Raw genomic sequence first — 24,303 nt, 5'->3', positions numbered from 1 at the left:
CGCTGCCTTGTGCTGGTCATCTGCTCATTCGCCATCCCATTTCCCGCGCAGGTCGCTGTCCTGCAGAAGCTGTAGCAAGGTTTCGGCCGGACGGCTCGGATGTTTCGAGCCGAACACGATGAATTCCACTTCCGGCAAAACGGGCAACTCCGTGCGGTTCACCGGCGGCGCCAGACCGCGCGCCGCCAGAAAGTGCGAGCGGACGGTCAGTCCGAGCCCGCCGCGCGCAGCCGCAATGCATCCCGCGTGACTGCTGCTGGTGCAGACCATCTGCCAGCTCGCGCCCGTCATGGCGAGCGTGTCGAGCACAAGTCCGCGCGTGACGCTCGGTTCCGCCACCAGGATCAGCGGCAGCGGCTGGCTCGTGTCCACGACCGTGCCGGTCTTCGCAAGCCATTCCAGGCGCCCGGAAAACAGCCGCGTGCCGCGCGGGTCGCCGAGGCGCCGCTTGCCGACCGCGAGATCCAGTTCACCGGCATCGACCATTTGATAAAGCCTGCCCGTCATGCCGATGGTGATTTCCAGCTCGACATCAGGATGCGTATCCCGGAATGCGGCGAGCACGCTGGGCAGCGGCCCGAGCGCCAGATCGTCCGATGAACCCAGCCGCACCCGCCCGCGCAGCCGCGGCGAACTGAACTGCGACTGCGCGTGCGCCATCGCCTCGAGGATGACGCGGGCGTGGATCAGCATGGCTTCGCCGTCGGCGGTGAGCGCCAGCGAATGCGTGTCCCGCACGAACAGCCGGCGTCCGACACTTTCCTCCAGACGCCGGATGTGCTCCGAGACGCTCGACTGCCGCAGCCCGAGTTGCCGCCCGGCGTCGGTGAAGCTGTGCGACGCGGCCACTGTCGCGAAAGTTGTCAGCCAGACCGGATTGAGCATGCGCCATTGTGATCGCCAAATCCGATTGCAGTCAATGCGGCCAGCGGGCTTCCCGATGACGCCCCGATTCACTAACATGTCACAGTGCGCGCAGGAAGCGGCCTTTCGCCGCCCTTTCGATGACGCGCCGTTTCAGCCTCATCTCCCCACATGACCAGACAGTCTTCGCACACGGCGCTTTTATGGATCGTCGCCGTGGGCTTCTTCATGCAGACGCTCGACACGACCATCGTGAACACGGCGCTGCCGTCGATCGCCCGCAGTCTTCATGCCGCGCCGCTCGCGATGCAGGCGATCGTCGTCGCCTATACGCTGACGATGGCGCTCCTGACGCCCGCCTCCGGCTGGCTCGCGGACCGCTTTGGCACCCGTCTGGTCTATTCGGTATCGATTGCGCTGTTTGTGATCGGCTCGCTCACCTGCGCGAGCGCGCACACCCTCAATCAACTGGTCCTGGCGCGCGTGCTGCAGGGAATCGGCGGGTCGATGCTGCTGCCCATCGGACGCCTGGCCGTGCTGCGCGCGGTGTCGGGGGAAGCCTACGTCTCCGCGCTCGCGATGATTTCCGTCGCCGGCCAGATCGGCCCGATTCTCGGCCCGACGCTCGGCGGCTGGTTCGTCGAATCCTTCTCGTGGCACTGGATCTTCCTCATCAACGTGCCGATCGGCGCGCTCGGCATTTACGCCGTGCAGCGCTTTCTGCCGAACGACGCAGTTCACGACGTGCCGCCGTTCGACTTCGTCGGCTGCGGATTGCTGTCGCTGTGCATGGTGTCGTTCTCGCTGGCGCTGGATTCTCCTGTCGATACGCATCGCGGCGCCGTCTCGGCGGCCCTGTTCGCGCTCTCGGTCGTGTCGGCGCTGGCGTATATCCCATATGCACGGCGCAAGCGCAACCCGCTGTTTCATCTCGGGCTGTTCAGCGAGCGCAACTTCAGCGTCGGGCTGGTGGGCAACCTGGTCTGCCGGATCGGTTCCGCTGCCGTGCCGTTCCTGCTGCCGCTGCTGATGCAACTCGAACTCGGCTACAGTCCGCTGCACTCGGGCCTGATGATGCTGCCCATCGCGATTGCCGGCACCATCAGCAAACGCTGGATCCCTGGGCTCGTGAAGCGCTACGGCTACGACACCTTCCTGCTCGTCAACACGGCGCTCGTCGGCGCGTCCATCATGGCGTGCGCGCTGTTCTCGCCTTCCCTGCCGCTCGCCGTCGAAATCGCGATTCTTGCGCTGTTCGGCGCATGCAATTCGATGCAGTTCGCCGCGATGAACAGCGTCACGCTCAAGGGCCTGTCGAGCAAGGACGCGGGCAGCGGCAACAGCCTGTTCTCGATGGTGCAGATGCTGGCGATCGGCCTGGGCGTGTCGATCGGCGGCTCGCTCGTGCAGGTGTTCCAGGGACCGTTCTCCACCTCGACCGGGTTCCGTCTGAGTTTCGCGTGCATGGGCATGGTCACGCTGCTGTCGTGCCTCGTGTTCCGCCGCCTCGAAGCGGCGCCGCGCGGCACGCCGCCCGCGACGCCTTCCCCCCGCGCCGGCGCCCGCAATGCCTGAGCGTCGGACGGGCTAAGCTGTCGGTCTGATCGGATCATCCATTTTCGGGAGCATCACCGTGCAATACGGCAAATTCGGCAACACCGGGCTCACCGTCTCGCGTCTTACGCTCGGCACGATGACCTTCGGCCTCCAGACCGGCGAGGACGTGTCGCGCAGCATCATGGACTGCGCCGCCGAGGCGGGCGTCAATGTCATCGACACGGCGAATGTCTATCCGCTCGGCAGCAGCCACGATCTCGCCGGCCGCACCGAGGAGATCGTCGGACGCTGGCTGAAGGGACGGCGCGACGACTTCATCCTCGCCACCAAGGCGGTTCACGAGATGGGGCCGCGCGCGTGGCAACAGGGCGCGTCGCGCAAGCATCTGCTCGATGCCATCGACGCGTCGCTCAAGCGCCTGAACACCGATTACGTCGATCTTTACCAGCTGCACAACGACGACCGCGATACCCCGCTCGACGAAATGCTCGAAGCGCTCGACACCATCGTGCGGCAAGGCAAGGCGCGCTATATCGGGGTGTCGAATTTTCTGGCTTATCGGCTGGCGCGTGCGCTGGGGCGCGCGGATGTCGGGCGGCGCGCGCGATTCGTGTCGGTGCAGCCGCGCTATAACCTGCTGTTTCGCCAGATCGAGCGGGAACTGCTGCCGCTCGCGACGGAGGAAGGTCTGGCCGTGATTCCGTACAACCCGCTCGCGGGCGGTCTGCTGACCGGCAAGCACAGTTTTGGCGCCGGGCCGGGCGAAGGCCGTTTCAGCGACACCGTCGGCAAGGCCGGCGCCATGTACACGCAGCGTTACTGGCACGAGCGCGAATTTCACACGATCGAGACGATCAACGGAATCGTCGCACCGACCGGACGCTCGCTCGCGAGCACGGCGCTCGCGTGGGTGCTGGCGAATCCGGCGGTGACGTCGGCGATCATCGGCGCGAGCCGGCCCGAGCAACTGACCGAAACGCTTGCCGCCGTCGATCAGCCTATCGATCCGGACATCAAGGCCAGACTCGATGAAGCGACGGCCGAGTATCGCTATGGCGATGCATTGCGCTGAAGCGCACGCGGCGCGCGTTCACAGGCGGGCTGCGCGCGCCCGGTAGAAGCCTTCCAGCGAGTACAACGCGAGCGCGGCCCAGATCGCGCCATAGCCGATCAGCTGGTCGCGGCCGAAAAACTCCTGATAGATGGCGACGCCGATCAGCAATTGCAGCGTCGGCGTGATGTACTGGATGAGGCCAAGCATCGACAGCGGAATGCGCCGCGCGCCGGCCGCGAACAGCAACAAGGGCACGGCGGTGACCGGGCCCGCCGCGGCAAGCAGAAGCTTCACGCCGGTTGATGCCTGCCCGAAGCCGCTGCCGCCATGCGTGTTCAGCAAGAACAAATACAACAGCGCCACGGGGCAGAGCAGCATGGTTTCGAGCGTCAAGCCCTCCAGCGCGCCGAGCGAAGCGGTCTTGCGCAGCAGCCCATAGCCGCCGAAGGTCAGCGCCAGCGCGAGGCTGATCCACGGCGGCGCGCCGTTCACCCAGGTGAGCCACACGACGCCCAGCGCGGCGACGGTCACGGCGACCCACTGCACGGGCCGCAGCCGCTCATGCAGGAAGGCCATGCCGAACAGCACGTTGACGAGCGGATTGATGAAGTAGCCGAGGCTCGCTTGCACGATGCGGCCGTCATTGACCGCCCAGATATAAATGCCCCAGTTCGCCGACAGCAATACGGCGCTGGCGGCGAAGCGCGCCAGCAGGCGCCTGTCGCGCAGCACCGGACCCAGCCATCGCCATTGACGGCGTAGGGTCATCACGACCAGCAGGAAGAGCATCGACCACGTCATCCGGTGCGCCAGCATCTCGACCGCGCCAATGGAATGCAGCGCCTTGAAGTAGATCGGAAACAGCCCCCAGATGGCGAAGGCCGAGAATGCGTAGATGACGCCTGGATTCATGATTCGATGCGTTGCGCGGAAGCGGAGCGAGCGGTTCTGTCGGCTTGCCGTCGGACGGAAAGCGATCCGCAAGGATTGGAAGCCGGATTTTAGTCGACAAGCAAGCTTGCGCTCCAGCAGCATTTGCCGGATTTAGTAAATCATTCCGAACGATTGGCGGTTCTGGCGCTCGAATCAGCGCAACCAGAAGCAAACCAGCCGCAACGCAACGTGGCCCGTTTCTCGCTTACCGCATGCCTTTTGGCACAATCGCCCTGCCCTTCGGTCACACGCTCGCGAATGAACAATCACACGACTCACCAGAACTTCTTCCACATCCTGCTGTTCTTCGTCACGGTGGCGCTCGCCTGGGTGTTGTTGCCGTTTTTCGGCGCCATTTTCTGGGGGGCGATTCTCGCGATCCTGTTCCAGCCCATGCAGCGCTATCTCGCCGCGCGCTTCGGCAAGCGGCGCAACCTCGCCGCGCTCACGACGCTCGCCGCCGCCATTCTGATCGTGATCATTCCACTGGCGGTCGTGATGGTGACGCTGGTGCAGGAAATCGCGCTGGTCTATGGGCGCATCAAGAGCGGCGATCTCAATTTCGGGCTGTACTTCCAGCATGTGCTGCATGCGCTGCCGGTGTCGGCGCAGCAACTGCTCGGGCGCTTCGGGCTGGACGATATCGTCGGCGTGCAGCGCAAGCTCATGGAAGGCGCGACCCAGATCAGCCAGTTCGCGGCGGCACAGGCGCTGTCGATCGGGCAGAACACATTCCAGTTCGTCGTGAGCTTCGGCGTGATGCTGTACCTGGTGTTCTTCCTGCTGCGCGACGGCGGTGAGATCGCCCGGCGCATCCGTCGCGCCATTCCGCTCGATGCCGAGCCGAAGCAGCATCTGATCGCCAAGTTCACAACGGTTGTGCGCGCGACCGTGAAAGGCAATATCGCCGTGGCGGCGGTGCAGGGTTTGCTGGGTGGGCTGATCTTCTGGATCCTGGGCATCAGCGGCTCGCTGCTGTGGGGCGTGCTGATGGCGTTTCTCTCGCTGTTGCCGGCGGTCGGCGCGGCAATCGTGTGGGCGCCGGCGGCGATTTATTTCTTCATGACCGGACAGGTCGTCAAGGGATTGATCCTCGTGGTGTTCTGCGTCGTCGTGATCGGGCTCGTGGACAACGTGCTGCGGCCGATCCTGGTCGGCAAGGACACCAAGATGCCCGACTGGGTCGTGCTCATTTCCACGCTGGGCGGGATGGCGTTGTTCGGGATCAATGGCTTTGTCATCGGGCCGCTGGTCGCGGCGCTGTTCATGGCCGCCTGGGATCTGTTCTCGCAGGATGAGGCGGGGGCGTAGGCACCGATTAGCTCAGCGGCAGTCGGGAGATTGTGTGGCGAAGGTCATCGGCGCGTGCGGTGTTGAGGGACGCCACGCATGACAGTTGCCCGATGTCGTGAGCGTTGCCGGCTGCGCCGCCGCTGAGGGACGCGATCAGCCCGCATTGTGCCGTGCGATATTGCCTGAAGGCGCGGTTTGCCCGCGCGAGATTCTCCTGAGCGGTTCGAATGTAGCGATCGTCTTCATCCCATCGCGACAGAGCCCGGGCAGCATCACGCTCGGCGTTGGCCAGCTTCGACTCGCTTTCAGCGGCCTTGGCGGTGAGGCAGTCCCGCATTCCCGCTTGCGAAGCGTCACTGCACGCCAGGCGCAAATCGTGGTCGCTTTCGACCGCAGCCAGCGGCGCAGTTGAGATGAATGTCGAAACGATTGCCGCGGTCAGTAAGAAGACCGGTATTTTCCTTTTCATTCTGGCTGCCTCTCGGCTGCATGAATCAAGGCAAGTGCGAATCAAGTTTCCGCTCGTAGTTTGGATCGCCGCCTCCGTTATTGCGGCGCGCCACTGATGCTGCGTTGATGGTGCGCCAACTGACGATCGTTTTTTTGATCGACGCTTTCTGCACTTGAAGGACCTGCCCTGGGCGAAGCATATTCGCGGTTGGATTTAACTCTTTTCGTGCGTCAACTGTGCTTCCGTAAGATCTTGGCTATCCGACCCGAATGTTGTGGACGGGACTGGATCGAACAGTGGCGATTGTCAGGCGCCCCCTCCACAGCGGCGGAAGAATCAGGTCACCACCCTCTTCGGCGGACAACAGCGATTTCAGACCAGGATCTCCCGGAACGCCGATCTGCACGGGTTTGACATTCCATTCGGGACTGTCCGCGCCGGTTTCAACCCAAACCATGGCCTTGATCAATCGCCAATCAAGGGAGAAAAACCCAGCATATTGATAGAGATGCTGCTTGTATTCACTCACAGCGGTTTGAATCTCATGATCCCACTTGTTCCAACGCGTATGTTTTGAGGCGCCGCTCAGCCCGTCTCGCCATTTTTCGAATCCAGTCGCTCGTGGCGCTTGAACAAGGTTGCTCATTTCGAGATTTACGCATTCGGTTGCGGCAAGTTGAGTTCTCACACTGAACCGGATCGTCTTGAATCATCCCGGGCCGATATGCGCAGATTGTCGCTGCGATGGCTGACTGTGTTTATCCGTTTTTTCCGAATTTCACTAATAAAAAACCGGCCTTACCCAAGTAAGGCCGGCTGTCATCGAGATCGTGCCACCACCCTTTCTCTCAGCGCCCCTCCGGCGCCACATACCGGCACTCGAACCGCTTCCTCACCGTCCCGTTCTCATCGACGCTTTCCAGATACACGTCGAATTGCCACAAGCGCGCCATGTGCTTGAGCACTTCGTCGCTGTCGTTGGACAGATGGCGGTTATCGGTCATGAAATGCCGCAGCGTCAGACTCCGGTCGCCGCGTGTATTCACCGAATACACCTGGATGTTCGGCTCGCGGTGGTGAATGTCGTACTGCCTCGACAGCGCCTGCCGCACATAACGATAGCCGCTGCCATCGTGAATGGCGGACACTTCGAGCGCATCGCGCATGTCGTCGTCGAGAATCGCGAACAGACGCATTTCGCGAATCAGATGCGGCGACAGATATTGCGCGATAAAGCTCTCGTCCTTGAAATTGCGCATCGCGTAGTGCAGCGATTCCAGCCAGTCGCTGCCGGCCAGTTCCGGGAACCACTCGCGGTCTTCGTCGGTGGGGTTTTCGCAGATGCGGCGAATGTCGCTCATCATCGAAAAACCCAGTGCGTACGGATTGATGCCGCTGTAATAAGGCTTCGTCACCGGCGGCTGATACACCACGTTCGAATGCGAATGCAGGAACTCCATCATGAAGCCGTCCTCGAGACGGCCTTCGTTGTAGAGCGTGTTGAGCAGCGTGTAGTGCCAGAACGTCGCCCAGCCTTCATTCATGACCTGCGTCTGCCGCTGCGGATAAAAATACTGCCCCACCTTGCGGACGATGCGGATCACTTCCCGCTCCCACGGCTCCAGCAGCGGTGCGTTTTTCTCCGCGAAGTAGAGCAGGTTTTCCTGCGGCTCGGGCGGATAACGGCTCTCGCTTTCCTCGGCGGTCGGTTCTTTACCTTTCGGCAGCGTGCGCCAGAGTTCGTTGACCTGCGATTGCAAATACGCCTCGCGCTCGCGCCGCATCGCGGCTTCCTTCGCCAGCGAAAGCTTCTGCGGACGCTTGTAGCGGTCCACGCCGTAGTTCATCAGCGCATGACATGAATCCAGCAGTTCTTCCACCCGGTCCAGCCCGAAACGTTCCTCGCATTCCGCGATGTAATTCTTCGCGTACACGAGGTAGTCGATGATCGCGTGCGCGTCCGTCCACAGACGGAACAGGTAATTGCCCTTGAAGAAGGAGTTGTGCCCGTAGGCGGCATGCGCGATCACGAGCGCCTGCATCGTCATGGTGTTTTCTTCCATGAGATACGCGATGCAGGGATTCGAATTGATGACGATTTCGTACGCGAGGCCCATCTGCCCGCGCCGATAGCCTTTCTCGGTCGAGAGAAAGTGCTTGCCGAACGACCAGTGCCGATAGTTCACCGGCATGCCGACGGACGCATACGCGTCCATCATCTGCTCGGAGCTGATGATTTCCAGCTGGATGGGATAGGTGTCGAGCCCGTAGCGATTGGCGACGCGGGAGATTTCGGCGTCGTATTCCTCGATCAGCTCGACGCTCCAGTCAGACGGGCACGGCAGCGGCCGCCGTTTCTCTGCAACATTCATCCTGCTTTCCTCGTGCGTCGCCGCGGACGCGTTGCGTTGCCAGGCGCTGGGTCCGGCCGGAAAACGACACGATCGCAACACGATCGTCCGTGCCTTCCCGCCGAACCGCGCGACTCGATTCGCGTGCTGCCGCGGCTTACGCCGCGGCCTGCTGCTTCTCGAACAGTTCGCGGAACACCGGGTAGATATCCGCGGCCGAGTCCACCTTCTTCATGGCCAGTTCGGGCGCTCCGAGCGCGAGCTGGGCATATTCCAGCCAGAGATTCTGCTCCTCTGGCGCAACTTGAATATAGGCAAAATACCGCACCTTCGGCAGGATGTCTTCGGCCAGCAGCTTGCGGCACTTCGGCGAGTCGTCGGTCCAGTTGTCGCCATCGGAGGCCTGCGCCCCGTAGATGTTCCATTCGGACGGCGAATAGCGTTCGTCCATGATCTTCTTCATGAGTTCGAGCGCACTCGACACCACGGTGCCGCCGCTTTCGGTGGAATGGAAGAAGGTGTCCTCGTCCACTTCCTCGGCGCGCGTATGGTGCCGGATGAACACGACCTCGATCTTCTCGTAGTTCCGCTGTAGGAACAGATACAGCAGGATGAAGAAGCGCTTCGACAGGTCCTTGCGCTGCTCGTCCATCGAGCCGGACACGTCCATCAGGCAGAACATGACGGCCTTGCTCGACGGCGTCGGCTGCTTCACGCGGTTGATGTAGCGCAGATCGAAGGGATCGATGAACGGAATGCGCGTGATCCGGCCCTGCAGGATCACGATCTCCGCCTCGCGCCGCGCGATCTCTTCCTTGTCGCCCTTCTCTTCCTTCAGTTGCTCCAGCTGGCGCTCCATCTCGCGCAACTGCGCCGAGAGCGGAAAGCCGAGCGCGATGCGACGGCCCAGCGCGCTGCGCAGCGAGCGCACCACGTCGATGTTGTTCGGCGTGCCTTCCGCCGCCCAGCCCGCGCGCACGTTTTTCCAGGTGGGCACGGCGAGCAACTGGGTCTTGACGAGGCGCGGCAGTTCGAGATCGTCGAAGAAGTACTGCATGAACTCTTCGCGCGAGAGCTCGAAAACGAAGTCGTCCTGCCCTTCGCCCTCGTTGCTGGCGCTCTTGCCGCCGCCGCCCGCGCCGCCCGGCGGACGGGGAATCTTGTCGCCGCGAATGTAGTCGGCGTTGCCCGGATGGACGTACTCGCGCTTGCCGCCCGGTCCATGACGGAACGACGGCTCGGAGATGTCCTTCTTGGGAATGGTGATGCTCTGGGTGCTTTGAATGTCTTTGATACTGCGATCGCGCACCGCGTCGGATACCGCGCGGCGAATGTAACTCTTGACGCGTCGCAGAAAGCGCTCGCGATTGGCGATGCTCTTGTTCTTGCCGGCTAACCTGCGGTCGATGATTTGGTGCAGCACATCCAGTCTCCCGCGTAATGGGCGAGATGGCGAGGCGCTGCGTGAGCCTTCCAACGGTCGCAGCGTCTCTGACTCGCAAACTGTCCACTGAGCGGCCGGCGCAAGCTTCACGCCCGTACGGCCAGTGACATCATAACTCCCGCGCTGCGCGGGACCGGAAGCGGACGCAGGCGCCCGTTCCGGCCAATCGGCGCGCCCCCGTCCACCTGACTGGCGCGCGCCTTCCTGCCTTACATCATGACGACTTGCGCACGCGCAGATACCAGTCGCACAAGAGGCGCACCTGCTTCGGCGTGTAACCCTTGGCGACCATGCGATTGACGAAGTCCTCGTGCTTGCGCTGCTCTTCGGCCGAGCCTTTCGCATTGAACGAGATGACCGGCAGCAGTTCCTCCGTGTTGGAGAACATCTTCTTCTCGATCACGACGCGCAGTTTCTCGTAGCTGATCCACGCGGGATTCTTGCCGCCATTCGCCGCACGCGCGCGCAGGACGAAGTTCACGATTTCGTTGCGGAAGTCCTTCGGGTTGCTGATGCCCGCCGGCTTTTCGATCTTCTCCAGTTCGGCATTCAGCGCCGCGCGGTCGAAGCTCTCGCCGGTGTCGTGATCGCGGAACTCCTGGTCCTGGATCCAGAAGTCGGCATAGGTCACATAGCGGTCGAAGATGTTCTGTCCATACTCCGAATACGATTCGAGATAAGCAGTCTGAATCTCCTTGCCGATGAACTCGGCGTAGCGTGACGCCAGCACGTCCTTGATGAACGACAGGTACTTCTGCTCCGTTTCCGGCGGGAACTGCTCGCGTTCGATCTGCTGCTCCAGCACGTACATCAGGTGCACCGGATTGGCCGCGACCTCGGACGAATCGAAGTTGAAGACGCGTGACAGGATCTTGAACGCGAACCGGGTGGAGACGCCGGTCATGCCTTCGTCGACGCCCGCATAGTCGCGATACTCCTGATACGACTTCGCCTTCGGATCCGTGTCCTTCAGGTTCTCGCCGTCATAGACCTGCATCTTCGAGAACAGGCTCGAATTCTCCGGCTCGTGCAGACGCGTGAGCACGGCCATCTGCGACATCATCTTGAGCGTGCCCGGTGCGCAGACCGCCTCGGCGAGGGACGAATTGCGCAGCAGCTTCTCGTAGATCTTGATCTCTTCGCCGTAGCGCAGGCAGTACGGCACTTTGACGACGAAGATCCGGTCGAGCAGTGCTTCGTTGTTCTTGTTGTTGCGGAACGCCTTCCACTCCGACTCGTTCGAGTGAGCGAGGATGACGCCGTCGAACGGGATCGCACCGAAGCCTTCCGTGCCCTTGAAGTTGCCTTCCTGGGTGGCGGTCAGCAGCGGGTGCAGCACCTTGATCGGCGCCTTGAACATTTCGACGAATTCGAGCAGGCCCTGATTGGCGAGGCACAGGCCGCCCGAATAGCTGTATGCGTCGGCGTCGTCCTGCGAATAGGTCTCGAGCTTGCGGATATCCACCTTGCCGACGAGCGACGAGATGTCCTGATTGTTTTCATCGCCCGGCTCGGTCTTGGCGATGCCGATTTGGCGAAGGATGGACGGATAGCGGCGCACCACGCGGAACTTGCGGATGTCGCCGTTGTACTCGTGCAGGCGCTTGACGGCCCACGGCGACAGGATGCTCTTCAGGTAGCGGCGCGGGATGCCGTACTGCTCTTCGAGCACCGGGCCGTCTTCGTCGTAGTCGAACAGGCCCAGCGGCGATTCATTGACGGGCGAACCCTTGATGGAATAGAACGGGACCCGTTCCATGAGCTGCTTCAGTCGTTCGGCGATTGACGACTTGCCGCCGCCCACCGGACCCAGCAGATACAGGATCTGCTTCTTCTCTTCCAGACCCTGGGCCGCGTGCCGGAAATACGACACGACGTTCTCGATCACTTCTTCCATTCCGTAGAACTCGCGGAACGCCGGGTACACCTTGATGACCTTGTTTGCAAACACACGCGATAAACGCGGGTCGAGGCGAGTGTCGACCATTTCCGGTTCCCCGATGGCCGTCAACATGCGTTCGCCCGCTGTTGCATATGTGGCAGGATCATCTTTGCAGAGCGCGAGATATTCTTCGAGCGAGAACTCCTCCTCGCGTGTTTTTTCGAAGCGGGTCGCGAAACTGCTGTAGATATCCATGCTACCTCCTCGCCGAAGTCAGAAAGCTATGCCGTGCGCAACGCGCGTAATCGAAACGACATCGCTTGAAATCATCCTAAACCCTTTCGAATTTTTTTTCACGCACTTGCGTTGTTCATTTGCTTCGCAGAATTCCTAGCTTGGTGAGTCATTTTCGTTCACCTACAATCATCATCCCAATGTCGCGCATGTGCCTATCCTCTTGCTCGACATGCCCCCTGCCTGTTCGCTTCCCCGCGCTCTTTCGTACATCGTCACCGCGCTTCTCCGCCATCCTTTTTCAGCCGTGTCCTACGCATCTCCCATCACTTACGCAGCGTCGCTGCGCGCGGATGCAAAACCTGCAATGTTCGCGATAACCGTTCCGCTTGCAGGGTGATTGCCCGATGTTGAAGCGCTTCATGCGAGCACCAGTTCGAGCTCGCCGATGCGGTCGATCGAGCCATGCAGCATCGCCGGTCCATCGACGCGATAGGCGCCCGTGTACGAGCCCGTCGTGATGGTCCAGAATGGCTCGACCGTCAAACCCATGCGCGAGCAATGGTTGACGAGCCAGAGCAGCAGTTCGCGCGGATCGCCCGCCGGATTGCCAAGTGCCGCGGGCGCAATCGACATGCCGTCGAGCGTGAGTTCGATGCGCGGTGCAAGAAAGTCGAAGCCGGGTGCGATGACGTCGTAAGGCTCCATTGCCGAGACCACGAGCGCGCCGTTGTTCTGCGAATCGGCGAGCTGCGCGAGCGGGTCGAGATTGGGCCACTGCGTGAAGCGGCTGTCGACGACTTCGAGCGCCACTGCGATCCCGCCGATGGCCGCCATGACTTCCTCACGCGTATAGGGTTCGCTGCGTGCCGGCAGCGAATAGGCGAAGCGAAATGCGATCTCGAGTTCGACCAGCACGCGGAAGAACGACTCGAACGGCAGCCGGGCCGGCGATGCGTGGACCAGCGCGGCATCGATGGGCGCGCCGTTGGCGAGCGCGTCCGGCGCACGCGCGCCGATCTTCCAAGCGCCGATGCGTGCTTCCGTCTCGCGCAGCATCTCGTGCTGGATGGCATAGGCGGTGGGCGCGTCGGCGGGAATGTCGGCGGGCTCCAGCACCTCGATCAGCCGATGCCGGCGGCGGGCTTCCGCAAGCTTCGCAGCGAGTGTCGATCCGGTCATGTCGGTATCCTCGTTATGGGCGGTCACGCATGCTCACCAGTGTACGGGTTACCGGTTCGACATGGCTCGCGCGTGACGCGATGTCCCGAGGCGCCGGCTCCGGCCAAGGTCGGAACGTCAGAACGTCTCCCAGTCGCCGGCCGTATCGGCCGTGATCTTTGCCTTGCACACCGGGGCTGCCATCGGTACGGACTTCGCCGCAGGCTTCGACACGGGCGGCGTCACCATCCTGGTGCGCGGCGCGGCAAACGTCGGATGAGCAGCAAGCGGCGCGCCTTCCGCCAACTGAAAGACCGCCACGGCCTGTCGCAGGCGCGCGGCCTGATCTTCCAGCGACTGCGCCGCGGCCGCCGCTTCCTCGACGAGCGCGGCATTCTGCTGCGTCACCTCGTCCATCTGGGTAACCGCGCGCGACACCTGCTCGATCCCGCTCGACTGCTCCTGCGACGCCGCCGCGATCTCGCCCATGATGTCGGTCACGCGCTGCACCGCGCCGCTGATCTCGGCCATCGTGCGGCCGGCTTCGTCGACGAGCGCGGAGCCGGTCTCGACCCGCGCGACGGAGGTGTCGATGAGTTCCTTGATTTCCTTCGCGGCCGCCGACGAGCGCTGCGCCAGATTGCGAACCTCGCCCGCGACCACCGCGAAGCCGCGGCCTTCCTCGCCGGCGCGCGCCGCTTCGACCGCAGCGTTCAGGGCCAGGATGTTGGTCTGGAACGCGATGCCTTCGATGATCGTGATGATGTCCGCGATCTTCGACGAGCTGCCGTTGATCTCGCGCATCGTGTCGACCACCTGGGTCACGACCGCGCTGCCCTTGCCCGCGATCGCCGACGCGTTCGCCGCGAGCGCGCTTGCCTGGCGTGCGTTGTCGGCGTTCTGGCGTACCGTTCCGGTGAGCTCTTCCATGCTGGACGCGGTTTCCTGCAGCGCGGACGCCTGTTCCTCGGTGCGCGAGGACAGATCCGTATTGCCCGCCGCGATTTGCTGCGTGGCGGAGGCGATCGACTCGCTGCCCGAGCGCACGCTGCGCACCGTGTCGAGCAGGCTGGCGCGCATTCTGGCGAGCCCTTCGAGCAACTGGCCCATTTCATCGCGCGACGTCACGACGACCTCGCGCCGCAAATCGCCGGCGGCGATGGCGTCGAAATGGCCGAGCGCGGCTTCCAGCGGCCGCGCGATCGCGCGTCGCAGCGATACCCACGCGAACCCGGCCGCCGCGACGCCGAGCGCAAGCGCGCTCAGGCTCAGCGCGCGGAACCACAGGAAGCGGTTCTGCGCGGCTTCGTAACTCAGCTTCGAGGATTCGGTGAGGAATGCGCGCAGGGCTTCGTTGGCTGTGGCGAGTTCGTTGTAGGTGGCCTGCATCGCCTTGGCGCTGGCGATGATGGCGTCGTGATCGTTCGCCATGACGGCCGCCACGCCGCGATCGACGATGCCTTGCAGCGCCAGACGCTTGTCCTGCGCGGCGTCGGCGAGACGCTTTTCTCCCGGTGAGAGCGGCAGCGAGGTGTATTGCTTCCAGTAGGCGTCGGCACGGTCGCGCATCAGGCGCGATCGTTCGACGGTGGACGCCACTTCCGGTGTGCCTGCGAGCAGCGCGGCGCGGTCGAACACGAGACGTTCGCGCGCCGCGTACATTTCCGCGTTGCCGACGGCGATAGCGGCAGGCATCTGCACCGAGTAGGTGGCGAGGAACGCGCCGTTCGAGTGGCTCATGCCGATGAGCCCCAGCGCGCCGATCGCGATCAGCAAAGCGCCCAGAAACGCCATCGCGATGCCGAGGCGCGCCTTGATCGTCAAACCCTGTTTCATTGAGTGATCCCCGTGCCGCTCGAGAGCGGTTTGCCCGGCCGCTTGACGGCGGGTGCGTGCGGGGTGGCCGCTGCGCCCGGGAAGCGCGCGCGGCCGATGCGCGCCCTCTTGACCGTTCCAGACGTAAACGGCGTCAACGCGCGACCACTTTAGGAGATTGTTTCGTCAAAAAACAAAATGGCGCGTCAAACGCGCCATTTTTCAGCGAATACTGAAGAATTATGCGGAAATTTCGCTGCGATGCGGTATCGATGGCTGCGCGCCCTCGCGCGTTACCGCAATCGCCGCGGCGCGCTGACCGAAGGCGATCGCGTCGCGCACCGCTGTGCCGCGCGCCAGTTCGGCTGCAAAACCGCCGATGAAGGTATCGCCGGCGGCGGTGGTGTCGATCGCCTCGACGCGCGGCGAAGCGAGATGGACACCCGCTTCGTCCTCGCCGTCCAGCAGCGCGAGCACGCCTTCCGAACCGAGCGTCACGATCACGTTGCGCGCGCCCTTCGCCTTCAGCGTCTGGGCGGCGCGGCGCGCGTCTTCCGGCGAGTTGACCGCGACGCCCGAGAGCGTGGCGGCCTCGTGTTCGTTCGGAATCAGATAGTCGATCAGCGGAAACCAGTCGGGCGGCAGCTTGCGGGCGGCGGGCGCCGGATTGAGGATGGTCGTGCGGCCAAGACGACGGCCGGCGGCCAGCGCGGCGCGCACGGTCTCAAGCGGCGTTTCGAGCTGGCACACGATCAGGTCCGCCCCGGCGATCAGCTGCTCCTGCGCCTCGATGCTCGCCGGCGTCACGAGCGCATTGCTGCCGGCCACGATGACGATGGCGTTCTGGCTGGCATCGTCGACGACGATCAGCGCCACGCCCGTCGATGCCTCGGCGCTCGTCGCGAGCGCGCTGCAATCGATGCCTTCCGCCTCGAGGCTCTGTTTCAGGATCGCGCCGTTCGGATCATCGCCGACGCAGCCGATCATCGCGACCTGCGCACCCAGGCGCGCCGCGGCGACCGCCTGATTGCCGCCCTTGCCGCCAGCCACCTGCGCGAACGCGTGGCCGGCGAGCGTCTCGCCGGGCTTCGGCAGACGCGGCGCGCGCGCCACGAGATCCATGTTGAGACTGCCGACCACGGTCACGCGCCCGGTCTTGTTCGTATCGCCTGCTTTGGCGCTTTCGCCCATCATGCTTCCCTGGTTGACCGGCGTGGCCGGCTGGATCAGGCCCGGACGCTGCGCGATTCCGGCACCACGGCCGTCGATTCGCGGCGCACCAGGCGCGGCGGCACCACGCGGCGGCGCGTCGTACCGGTGAGCTTGCCCGTGATGCGTTCGATCAGCGTCTGCGCGGCCATCTCGCCGAGCGCGCGGACCGATTGCCCGACCGTCGACAGCGCCGGGTACGTATAGCGCGACAGCTCGACATCGTCGAAGCCGATGATCGAGCAGTCCGTCGGCACGTTGATGTGACGTTCGGCCGCCGCCCGCAGCGCGCCGATGCCCATCATGTCGTTGCACGCGAAGATCGCGGTCGGCTTCATGCGGTCGAACAACTGCGATGCGGCAGCATAACCGCCGGTCGCCGAAAAGTCGCTCTGCTGGATGGCGTGCGGCTCGATTTCGATGCCGCGTTCGGCCATCGCGCGGATGAAGCCGTGCAGGCGCATGGCGGACACGGCGGTCTGCACGGGCCCGGTAATGCAGCCGATTTCCGAATGCCCGAGCTGCAGCAGATGCCGGGTCGCGATATACGCGCCTTTTTCGTGATCGATCTGGACGAGGTCCGCCTGCACCCCCTCGATGTTGCGATCGACGATCACGAGCGGCTCGCGCGCGCCCGCCAGACATTGCGCCAGCACCGAATCCTCGCCCGCCGACGCGATCACCAGGCCGTCGATGCGCTTTTCCTGCAGGACGCGCAGATAGCTGCGCTGCTTCGCGGGGTCGTCGTCGGAATTGCAGAAGAACACGCAATAGCCGTTCTTCGCGCAGCCGTCCTCGACGCCGCGCGCGAGTTCCGCGAAATACGGATTCGTCGCGTTTGGCACGAGCAGGCCGATGGTCGCCGTCGAACGCGCCTTCAGCGAGCGCGCCACCGCCGACGGCACGTAATCCAGCTCACGGATCGCCCGCTCCACCTTCGCCCGCACGTCGGCCGAAACCGGCCGTGAATTGTTCACTACGTGGGATACCGTCGTGAACGACACCCCGGCAATGGCTGCCACGTCTTTGATCGTCGCCATACATCGTCCTTCGCTTTGCTTTGGTCCAACTGCTCTCTTATTGGTCGTAAGGCGGGCGGCGCCGGCTGTTTCCAAGACTGCTTCTGCTGCCTGCGCCGCACTGCTTCCCCGCGCCCTGCCTGCTTTCCGTCACTTCGCCGGCGCCGCGTGCCTGACTACGCGCACGTTTGCTCGCGCCGGTGCTGCCGTTTCCGGCCAGGGCCGCTTCTCCACCCCGTGCGGAGCGCGCGCCGTCGCCGTCCTGCTGCCTGACTTTACCTGCCTTTGCCTTGCTTCAAACGCGCTTGCGGCGGCTGCGATAGGTGTCGAGCACCACCGCCACCACGATCACCGCGCCCGTAATAATGCGCTTGGTCGGCTCGTTCGCGCCGATTTGCGCCAGTCCCGCCGCGAGCACCGAGATGATCAACACGCCGAAAAAGGTGCTGATGACCGAGCCGCGCCCGCCCATCAGGCTCGTGCCGCCGATCACCACCGCCGCGATCACCTGCAGTTCCACACCGGCGCCCGCGTTCGGATCGGCGGCTTCCAGACGCGAGATCTGGAACAGCGCCGCCAGGCCCGACAAGGCGCCCATCAGCGCGAACACGATCACCTTGTAAGGCCGTGGATTGACGCCGGCGAGCCGCACGGCCTCTTCATTCGTGCCTATCCCTACGAGATATCGGCCAAAAACCGTCCGGGTCAAGACCAGATGCGCAATTATCATCACGGCGACCGCAATCAGGAACGCCGGCGAGATGCCGAAGGCGATCGGATTCGACAGGAAATCGAACGCATCGCCAATGTACGCCGTGCGCGAGTTCGTCATCTGATAGGCCAGTCCGCGCGCGCCTTCCAGCACGCCGAGCGACACGATGAACGACGGAATCCGCCATGCCACGGTCACGAGTCCGGTCACCGCGCCCGTCAGCGCGGCGGCCGCGAGCCCGATCAGCGCAGCCGGAATCGCCGGCCAGTGCCATTTGAGCGCGGCCACGCTGACCACCGACGCGCCCAACGCCAGCACCGAGCCCACCGAAAGGTCGATGCTCGCGATGATCAGCACGAAGGTCATGCCCACCGACATCACGACCAGATCCGGAATCTGGTTGGCAATCGTGCTGAACGTGTCGTAGGTCAGGAAATGCGAACTCAGCACCGAAAACAGCGCGATCATCGCGGCGAGCGCACCCGCCAGACCCAGGTAATTCGACAGCCCCAGCCGCGTGCCGACGCCTTTCGTGCTCTTCGGTGCATCGGCTGGAAGGTTCGCTTCGCTCATTCAATGCTCCACGTTGTCTTCGGGCGCCTTCGCGTCGGGCGCGATCGGCTCCTGCAGCAGCGCCTCGCGCCGCGCGTAGCCGGAGAACGCCGCCGCCAGCAGCGCGTCCTGCGACCAGGTCGCGCGTTCGAACACGCCCGTCATGCGTCCCGCCGACATCACGCCGATCCGGTCGCAGATCAGCATCAGTTCGCGCAGGTCGCTCGACACCACGACCAGCGTCCGGCCTTCGCGCGTCAGCGCACCCATCAGGCCGTAAATGTCGAACTTGGCGCCAACGTCGATGCCGCGGGTCGGTTCGTCGAACAGCAGCACCGGGCAGTCGCGCGCCAGCCAGCGGCCGATCACGACCTTCTGCTGATTGCCGCCCGACAGCTCCGACACCGCCTGGGCCGGACCCGACGTGCGGATGCGCATCGCCTCGATCTGGCGTTGCGCGAGGGCCGCTTCCCGGCGCGTGTCGACCACGCCGTGACGCGCCACCGCGCCGAGATTGCCCAGTGAAACGTTCGCGGCGATGGGCAGGCTCAGCAGCAGCCCCTCGCCCTTGCGGTCCTCCGTGATCAGCGCGATGCCCGCCTTCACCGCATCCGACGGCGACTGCACGTTCACGCGCCGCAGCGGCTGCCCGGCCCGCGCCACCGACACCTGGCCCGCGTCCGCGCGATCCGCGCCGTAGATGAGGCGCATCAGTTCCGTCCGCCCCGCGCCGATCAGACCGCTCACGCCGAAAATTTCGCCGGCGCGCACTTGGAACGACACGTCGCGCACCACGGTCCCGCGCGACATGCCTTCCACTTTCAGCGCGACGTCGCCGATGCGCCGCTCGCCCAGATCGATGCGCTCGCCGATCTCGCGTCCGACCATCAGCGTGACGAGCCGGTCGCTGGTCAGCTCGGCCATCGGGCCAAGGTGCACGAGACGGCCGTCGCGCAGCACGGCGGCGCGCTCGGCAATGCGCCGCAATTCTTCCAGCCGGTGCGAGATATACACGAGCGCGACGCCGCGCGCCTTGAGCCGCTCGACCTGCTCGAACAGCAGATCGACTTCGCGCGCGGTAAGCATCGCGGTGGGTTCGTCGAGGATCAGCACGCGGCAATCGCCGATCAGATTGCGCGCGATCTCCACCATCTGCTGATGACCGATGCCCAGGCTCCCGACCAGCGTGTCCGGATCGATGGCATCGAGCCCGACCTGCGCCATCGCGTGCCGCGCGTCCTGCGCGAGCGTGCGCCGGTCGATCCAGCCGAAGCCGCCCTTGCGCGGCAAGCGGTTCAGGAACAGGTTCTCGGCAACCGACAAAGTGGGCAGCAGGTTCAGCTCCTGCATCACCATGCGCACGCCGAGCGCTTCGGCGTCGGAGCGGCTGCGCGGCGCGTAGGGCTGGCCCGCGAGGGTCATGGTGCCGGTGGTCGGATCGGTGAGTCCGCCGATGATCTTCGACAGCGTGCTCTTGCCCGCACCGTTCTCGCCGGTCAGCGCGAGCACCTCGCCCGCGTTGAGCGACAGCGACACGTCCGCCAGCACCGGCTCGACATAGGTCTTGCCGATGCCCGTCACCGTCAGCACGTTCGCGTCGCTTGTGCCGCTCATGCCGCTTGCGTCGTTGGATGGGCTCATGACTGCTTCCAGGCTTCGCTGTGCATCTTCGCTCGACGTTCCGCGCGGTTCGCGTGTCGCTCCTCAGGCACGCCGCGCGCAGTCTGAAGGCACGTTCGCCTGACACATATCGGCACCGCGGCGGCAAACTTGAGGCCGATGTTGAGTCCGACTGAACGCGAAACGGCGCTGCCGCAGCCGTTTCGCCGCCGACGAAATCGCGTCACTTCGTCACGAGATCGACGGGCGTCTCCACCACCTGCGACAGTTCCGACTGCTTCTTGTGCTCGGCGATCGCCTTCAGCGCGACGTCGATGCCGAACACCGCCTGCTTCGCCGCGTACTGGTCGGCGGTGGCGAGCACGCGGCCGTCCTTGAGCATCGGCTTGATCGCGCCGATGTTGTCGAAGCCCACCACCTGCACCTTGCCGGCCTTGCCCGCCGCGCGGATCGCGGAGACTGCGCCGATCGCCATGTTGTCGTTGTCGGCGAGCAGCGCCTTGACGTTGGGGTTCGCATTCAGGATCTGCCCGGCGACGGCATTGCCCTTGTCGATTTCCCACTCACCCGATTGCAGCGCGACGATCTTCATGCCGCCCGCGTCCATCGCGTCCTTGAAGCCGGCGCTGCGCATCTGCGAGTTCGTCGTGGTGGTCACGCCTTCGATGATCGCCACTTCATCGCCCTTCTTGAGGCGTTGCGCCAGATAGTCGCCGACCTTGCGCGCGCCCTTGCGGTTGTCCGGGCCGACGAACGGCACGTTCAGGTCCTTCGACTTGAGCACGTCGGGGTCGAGCCGGTTGTCGATGTTGACCACGATGATGCCCGCATCCGTCGCCTTCTTGATGACCGGCACGAGCGCCTTCGAATCCGCCGGCGCGACGACGATCGCGTTCACCTTGGAGACGATCATCTGCTCGATGATGCGGATCTGCGCGGCGGTGTCGGTCTCGTCCTTGATGCCGTTGGTGATGAGATCGAACTTGGCGGGGTTGTGGGCCTGATAGTCCTTCGCGCCGTTTTCCATGGTCAGGAAGAACTCGTTGGCGAGCGACTTCATGACGAGCGCGACCTTCGGCTTGGCCGCCGCCTGCGCGAACGCTGAAGTGGATGCAAACGGCAGGACGGAACAGACAGCGAGCGCGACGGCAGCCGACAGGACACGCCGGCGAAGGGTTCGGTTCATGCGGATCTCCAGTGCTTTGTTCTGGTTTGTCTGGTTTGAGCGTGAAGCGGCGAACGCAGCAGCGAACGCGAGCATGACGTCATGAACCGCGCGCAGGACGTGAAAGGAGAATGTACGCACAGGCCCGATTCAACGCGCTCGGCGACGGTTGCAACGTTTGCTCGCCGTCGATTCTCGTTGCAGAGGCGCGTGAGGTCAATCGGGCTTACGTGTAGAACGTGCGTTCGCGCGCCGACGCGCCATTGCGCCGGCCTTGTGTGAAGCGTCAGGCTGGAGACCCGTCTTCAGAGATCCTTGACCGACTGGCCCTCGACCTTGTCGTCGATGATGTCGCGCGCGTAGTCGATGCCCGCGCGGGTGGCATCGATCGGGCTCTCGAACGGCTCCTGGTCCGGCACGCCGAACATGACCGAGCGCCCGCTGTCGCCATGCGCGCTGCGCGCGATCGTCACCACGATGTCGAAGTGACGCGGGCCGTCGTCCGGTTCATCACGGTCCTTCGCGCGGCGCAACGCCTGCACCTTGATCTCGAAGCCCTTGTAATGGTCGGAAAGCGGCGTGGACATGATTCGTCTCCTGGATGAGTGCGGTCGGCACGATCATACGTCGGCTGTTTTTCAGGTGCGCCGCGATTGAACAAGATCAGACACTTTGCGACTGATTGCCTTTGCTGCGCTTGATGAAAGTCATCTGCAAGGTGGCAAGCGGCATGCCCGTCGGTTCGCCGCGCGCGTCTCCTGATTTCACCTTATGCCATACACGGTTCAAATTCGGTTTGCCATAATGCGCGGGCTGGACACCGTGTCAGAGAACGAGTCGTCGAAGAATAACCGTCAATCAGATCAGGGAGCATCTCATGACTATTCGAACCACCGCCGTCGCCGCCGTCCTTGCCGCGCTGAGCCTTGCCTTCGGCGCCAACGCGGCCTTCGCTGCGAACAGCCAGCAGACCAAGATGGGCGACTGCAACAAGCAGGCAGGCGACAAGAAAGGCGACGACCGCAAGGCCTTCATGAAGAGCTGTCTGTCCGCCGCGCCCGCCGCCGCTTCCGCGCCGATGACGCAGCAGCAGAAGATGACCGCGTGCAACCAGCAGGCGTCCGGCAAGAAAGGCGACGACCGCAAGACGTTCATGAAGAGCTGTCTCAGCAACAAGGGCTGACCGAATCAATGTCGTTCTTTGAGCCGCGCGGCTTGCGCGGCCATTTCGCTTCCCGCCGGCGCCTCACTTATTTACGCTCGATACGCGCCGTTATTGCACTGCACCCAAGCTCGTGATTCGCACCGTCGTCTTTTTCTCATAAGATGGCGCGAGGCGGCCCCCTCACCCATACAAGCAGAAGCCATCGGCCGCCGCCGTTTCGAGCGGAGCGCAAGCCCCGCATGGAGGCTTTGGATGGCATGGAGACACAAGAACCGCTGGTTCCGGCGCTGGCTCGTGGCAATCACGTTCTGGTTCGTGCCGGTGCTGATCGTCGCGGTCAATGAAGTGCACGAAGAGATGGCCTACAACAGCGTCGATCTTCAAAAGGCCCTCTCCACCTGGGAACTGACCGACGCGCAGCGCGCGGCCGGCGCCGCGGCCCGCTGCCACGGCGTGCCCGACGAGGCGCGCGCGGCCGGCTGTCCCGCCGACATCCTCGCCGCCAATGCCGGCAAGCATCAGGAAGCGCTCGATGAGTACGCGCATCGCAAGGCCACGCTGGCCGACTATCTCTGGCATGCGTTCGTCGGCTACTGGATCGTTCCGGCAGCCTTTCTTCTTGTCCTCGGAGTGCTGATTGGCGGCATCAGGCGCGCGTTGCGGCGGCCGCCGGGCGCGTCGGCAAAACCTTCGGACACTTCCCCGGCAGCGCCAGCAAGCGTTGCTTCCACAAAAGTAAAAACGACGACTACTTCCTGAATACAGGTCGGGTACGGTCGTTGCTACTGCTTGATGCGGTCTTGTCGCACCAGCGCGCGGCGGCATCGCGAAATTAATGCTCGCTTGCAAGGCATCATTCGGGCGAAAGCTCCGCCTTGCATTCCGCTGGTCGAAACATCGTCCAGCGCGAGCTTACAGTCGCGATACGACGGGCGATGTGCGTGATTTGCGACGCTGGAACGGGGACAGGAAAGCGAATTCGGAACGAGCAAGGCCTTCGGGAAAGCTTTAACCCAATTTTGCAAAACCTGAAAACCCGCGTCCGACAAGGTTTCGGCCTGTGCACGGAGAACCGTGCCGGTTTGCGGCCGTGCTATAACTTGTGTGCTTCACCCTCCCGCTCTATGGGGTTTCCACATTTCACGATGGAGAACAATGATGCAAAGACGAAACTTCATGCTCAAGTCCACCGCTGTTCTGGCGCTGGGAGGCCTTGCGCTTGCCGGCTGCACGACCAACACCAACTCGGGCGCTGAACAGTCCGCAGGCGCGGCGGACGCGCGCCGCTCCATCGACTCTGATGTCGATGCCACCATCCAGCGCCTGTATGCCACCGTCGGCGGCTCGCGTGAGCTGGTTGCGAAGGCGCGCGGCGTTCTCGTGTTCCCGCAAGTCCTGCAGGCAGGTTTCATCGTCGGCGCCCAGTACGGCAAGGGTGCGCTGCGCGTGGGCGGCAGCAGCGTCGGCTACTACAGCACGACGTCCGGCTCGTTCGGCCTGCAGGCCGGCGCGCAGTCGAAGGCGCTGATCTTCCTGTTCATGACGCAGGATGCGCTCGACAAATTCCGCAACTCGGACGGCTGGTCGGCAGGCGCGGACGCCTCCGTCGCACTCGTGAAGATGGGCGCGAACGGCGTGATCGACACCACCACGGCCACCAAGCCGGTCGAAGCCATCGTGCTGACGAACGCCGGCCTGATGGCAGACGTGTCGCTGCAAGGCACGAAGATCTCGCGCCTCAAGTTCTGATCCCCTTCCATCGCGGCCCGTCGCTTGGGCCGCATGGCAAAACCGCCGTGTGGCGCGACTCTCGGGTCGCGCC

General features: G+C 63.8%; 21 protein-coding genes. 6 read left to right on the top strand and 15 right to left on the bottom strand.

Annotated features, from left to right (window positions below; all coding sequences use genetic code 11):
* Positions 1–24 precede the first annotated feature (24 nt).
* Positions 25–885: a LysR family transcriptional regulator gene (locus QCE64_RS06740; protein ID WP_309808284.1), complete on the bottom strand. Its 861-nt coding sequence runs from the start codon at positions 883–885 to the stop codon at positions 25–27.
* Positions 886–1,035: 150 nt separating this feature from the next.
* Between QCE64_RS06740 and QCE64_RS06735 the strand changes: the two genes are divergently transcribed.
* Together QCE64_RS06735 and QCE64_RS06730 are read left to right on the top strand one after the other, a co-directional pair.
* Positions 1,036–2,439, top strand: coding sequence for a DHA2 family efflux MFS transporter permease subunit (locus QCE64_RS06735; RefSeq protein ID WP_309916108.1), 1,404 nt, complete (start codon positions 1,036–1,038; stop codon positions 2,437–2,439).
* 58 nt (positions 2,440–2,497) lie between these two features.
* Positions 2,498–3,493: an aldo/keto reductase gene (locus QCE64_RS06730; protein WP_310003156.1), complete on the top strand. Its 996-nt coding sequence runs from the start codon at positions 2,498–2,500 to the stop codon at positions 3,491–3,493.
* A gap of 18 nt (positions 3,494–3,511) precedes the next feature.
* Here the strand turns inward: QCE64_RS06730 and rarD are convergent, their stop codons facing one another.
* Positions 3,512–4,387, bottom strand: a complete 876-nt coding sequence (gene rarD, locus QCE64_RS06725; protein WP_310003155.1) for an EamA family transporter RarD — start codon at positions 4,385–4,387, stop codon at positions 3,512–3,514.
* Positions 4,388–4,666: 279 nt separating this feature from the next.
* Here rarD and QCE64_RS06720 point away from each other — a divergent pair, with 279 nt between their 5' ends.
* Entirely contained in the window at positions 4,667–5,719 is a 1,053-nt protein-coding gene (locus QCE64_RS06720; RefSeq protein ID WP_309916097.1) for an AI-2E family transporter, read from the top strand.
* A 7-nt stretch (positions 5,720–5,726) separates the two neighbouring features.
* On the opposite strand, the gene QCE64_RS06715 is transcribed toward QCE64_RS06720, so the two are convergent.
* The 13 genes from QCE64_RS06715 to QCE64_RS06655 form a co-directional block, all read right to left on the bottom strand.
* Complete coding sequence (locus QCE64_RS06715; RefSeq protein WP_310003153.1) at positions 5,727–6,170, bottom strand: lysozyme inhibitor LprI family protein; 444 nt, start codon at positions 6,168–6,170, stop codon at positions 5,727–5,729.
* Between the two features lie 238 nt (positions 6,171–6,408).
* Positions 6,409–6,798 carry a hypothetical protein gene (locus QCE64_RS06710; RefSeq protein ID WP_310003150.1) on the bottom strand — a complete coding sequence of 130 codons (390 nt, stop codon included), beginning with the start codon at positions 6,796–6,798 and terminating at the stop codon, positions 6,409–6,411.
* 202 nt (positions 6,799–7,000) lie between these two features.
* Positions 7,001–8,524 (bottom strand): SpoVR family protein, encoded by a 1,524-nt coding sequence (locus tag QCE64_RS06705; RefSeq protein WP_309916091.1) that lies wholly within the window; start codon positions 8,522–8,524, stop codon positions 7,001–7,003.
* 136 nt (positions 8,525–8,660) lie between these two features.
* Entirely contained in the window at positions 8,661–9,926 is a 1,266-nt protein-coding gene (locus QCE64_RS06700; RefSeq protein WP_310003148.1) for a YeaH/YhbH family protein, read from the bottom strand.
* Between the two features lie 235 nt (positions 9,927–10,161).
* Entirely contained in the window at positions 10,162–12,084 is a 1,923-nt protein-coding gene (locus QCE64_RS06695) for a PrkA family serine protein kinase (RefSeq protein ID WP_309808274.1), read from the bottom strand.
* 399 nt (positions 12,085–12,483) lie between these two features.
* On the bottom strand, positions 12,484–13,245 hold the full coding sequence (locus tag QCE64_RS06690) for a fumarylacetoacetate hydrolase family protein (RefSeq protein WP_309916089.1): 762 nt from the start codon (positions 13,243–13,245) through the stop codon (positions 12,484–12,486).
* Between the two features lie 117 nt (positions 13,246–13,362).
* Positions 13,363–15,060, bottom strand: a complete 1,698-nt coding sequence (locus QCE64_RS06685; RefSeq protein WP_310003145.1) for a methyl-accepting chemotaxis protein — start codon at positions 15,058–15,060, stop codon at positions 13,363–13,365.
* A 219-nt stretch (positions 15,061–15,279) separates the two neighbouring features.
* Entirely contained in the window at positions 15,280–16,230 is a 951-nt protein-coding gene (gene rbsK, locus QCE64_RS06680) for a ribokinase (RefSeq protein WP_309919700.1), read from the bottom strand.
* 35 nt (positions 16,231–16,265) lie between these two features.
* Positions 16,266–17,288 carry a LacI family DNA-binding transcriptional regulator gene (locus QCE64_RS06675; protein ID WP_309901097.1) on the bottom strand — a complete coding sequence of 341 codons (1,023 nt, stop codon included), beginning with the start codon at positions 17,286–17,288 and terminating at the stop codon, positions 16,266–16,268.
* 274 nt (positions 17,289–17,562) lie between these two features.
* Complete coding sequence (locus QCE64_RS06670) at positions 17,563–18,552, bottom strand: ABC transporter permease (protein ID WP_309808271.1); 990 nt, start codon at positions 18,550–18,552, stop codon at positions 17,563–17,565.
* Positions 18,553–20,145: a sugar ABC transporter ATP-binding protein gene (locus tag QCE64_RS06665; RefSeq protein ID WP_309919696.1), complete on the bottom strand. Its 1,593-nt coding sequence runs from the start codon at positions 20,143–20,145 to the stop codon at positions 18,553–18,555.
* 229 nt (positions 20,146–20,374) lie between these two features.
* Positions 20,375–21,337: a sugar ABC transporter substrate-binding protein gene (locus QCE64_RS06660; RefSeq protein WP_309916082.1), complete on the bottom strand. Its 963-nt coding sequence runs from the start codon at positions 21,335–21,337 to the stop codon at positions 20,375–20,377.
* A gap of 284 nt (positions 21,338–21,621) precedes the next feature.
* Entirely contained in the window at positions 21,622–21,903 is a 282-nt protein-coding gene (locus tag QCE64_RS06655; RefSeq protein ID WP_309808268.1) for a hypothetical protein, read from the bottom strand.
* Positions 21,904–22,193: 290 nt separating this feature from the next.
* Between QCE64_RS06655 and QCE64_RS06650 the strand changes: the two genes are divergently transcribed.
* From QCE64_RS06650 to QCE64_RS06640, 3 genes are all read left to right on the top strand, one after another.
* A complete protein-coding gene (locus tag QCE64_RS06650; RefSeq protein WP_309930025.1) occupies positions 22,194–22,499 on the top strand; it encodes a PsiF family protein in 306 nt (101 codons plus the stop codon).
* A 234-nt stretch (positions 22,500–22,733) separates the two neighbouring features.
* Complete coding sequence (locus QCE64_RS06645; RefSeq protein ID WP_310003143.1) at positions 22,734–23,240, top strand: hypothetical protein; 507 nt, start codon at positions 22,734–22,736, stop codon at positions 23,238–23,240.
* Between the two features lie 399 nt (positions 23,241–23,639).
* Positions 23,640–24,230: a YSC84-related protein gene (locus QCE64_RS06640; protein ID WP_309811509.1), complete on the top strand. Its 591-nt coding sequence runs from the start codon at positions 23,640–23,642 to the stop codon at positions 24,228–24,230.
* Positions 24,231–24,303 lie beyond the last annotated feature (73 nt).

The organism is Caballeronia sp. LZ043, from assembly GCF_031451075.1.
Lineage (GTDB): Bacteria > Pseudomonadota > Gammaproteobacteria > Burkholderiales > Burkholderiaceae > Caballeronia.
Note: the sequence above shows the minus strand (reverse complement) of the source record. Positions and strands in the feature narration are given on the sequence as shown.

What these genes read in the sequence shown, in the direction of transcription:
- QCE64_RS06740 (WP_309808284.1), bottom strand. Translation starts at nt 885, where the DNA reads ATGCTCAATCCGGTCTGGCTGACAACTTTCGCGACAGTGGCCGCGTCG.
- QCE64_RS06735 (WP_309916108.1), top strand. Translation starts at nt 1,036, where the DNA reads ATGACCAGACAGTCTTCGCACACGGCGCTTTTATGGATCGTCGCCGTG.
- rarD (WP_310003155.1), bottom strand. Translation starts at nt 4,387, where the DNA reads ATGAATCCAGGCGTCATCTACGCATTCTCGGCCTTCGCCATCTGGGGG.
- QCE64_RS06720 (WP_309916097.1), top strand. Translation starts at nt 4,667, where the DNA reads ATGAACAATCACACGACTCACCAGAACTTCTTCCACATCCTGCTGTTC.
- QCE64_RS06715 (WP_310003153.1), bottom strand. Translation starts at nt 6,170, where the DNA reads ATGAAAAGGAAAATACCGGTCTTCTTACTGACCGCGGCAATCGTTTCG.
- QCE64_RS06710 (WP_310003150.1), bottom strand. Translation starts at nt 6,798, where the DNA reads ATGAGCAACCTTGTTCAAGCGCCACGAGCGACTGGATTCGAAAAATGG.
- QCE64_RS06705 (WP_309916091.1), bottom strand. Translation starts at nt 8,524, where the DNA reads ATGAATGTTGCAGAGAAACGGCGGCCGCTGCCGTGCCCGTCTGACTGG.
- QCE64_RS06695 (WP_309808274.1), bottom strand. Translation starts at nt 12,084, where the DNA reads ATGGATATCTACAGCAGTTTCGCGACCCGCTTCGAAAAAACACGCGAG.
- QCE64_RS06690 (WP_309916089.1), bottom strand. Translation starts at nt 13,245, where the DNA reads ATGACCGGATCGACACTCGCTGCGAAGCTTGCGGAAGCCCGCCGCCGG.
- QCE64_RS06685 (WP_310003145.1), bottom strand. Translation starts at nt 15,060, where the DNA reads ATGAAACAGGGTTTGACGATCAAGGCGCGCCTCGGCATCGCGATGGCG.
- rbsK (WP_309919700.1), bottom strand. Translation starts at nt 16,230, where the DNA reads ATGGGCGAAAGCGCCAAAGCAGGCGATACGAACAAGACCGGGCGCGTG.
- QCE64_RS06675 (WP_309901097.1), bottom strand. Translation starts at nt 17,288, where the DNA reads ATGGCGACGATCAAAGACGTGGCAGCCATTGCCGGGGTGTCGTTCACG.
- QCE64_RS06670 (WP_309808271.1), bottom strand. Translation starts at nt 18,552, where the DNA reads ATGAGCGAAGCGAACCTTCCAGCCGATGCACCGAAGAGCACGAAAGGC.
- QCE64_RS06665 (WP_309919696.1), bottom strand. Translation starts at nt 20,145, where the DNA reads ATGAGCGGCACAAGCGACGCGAACGTGCTGACGGTGACGGGCATCGGC.
- QCE64_RS06660 (WP_309916082.1), bottom strand. Translation starts at nt 21,337, where the DNA reads ATGAACCGAACCCTTCGCCGGCGTGTCCTGTCGGCTGCCGTCGCGCTC.
- QCE64_RS06655 (WP_309808268.1), bottom strand. Translation starts at nt 21,903, where the DNA reads ATGTCCACGCCGCTTTCCGACCATTACAAGGGCTTCGAGATCAAGGTG.
- QCE64_RS06650 (WP_309930025.1), top strand. Translation starts at nt 22,194, where the DNA reads ATGACTATTCGAACCACCGCCGTCGCCGCCGTCCTTGCCGCGCTGAGC.
- QCE64_RS06645 (WP_310003143.1), top strand. Translation starts at nt 22,734, where the DNA reads ATGGCATGGAGACACAAGAACCGCTGGTTCCGGCGCTGGCTCGTGGCA.
- QCE64_RS06640 (WP_309811509.1), top strand. Translation starts at nt 23,640, where the DNA reads ATGCAAAGACGAAACTTCATGCTCAAGTCCACCGCTGTTCTGGCGCTG.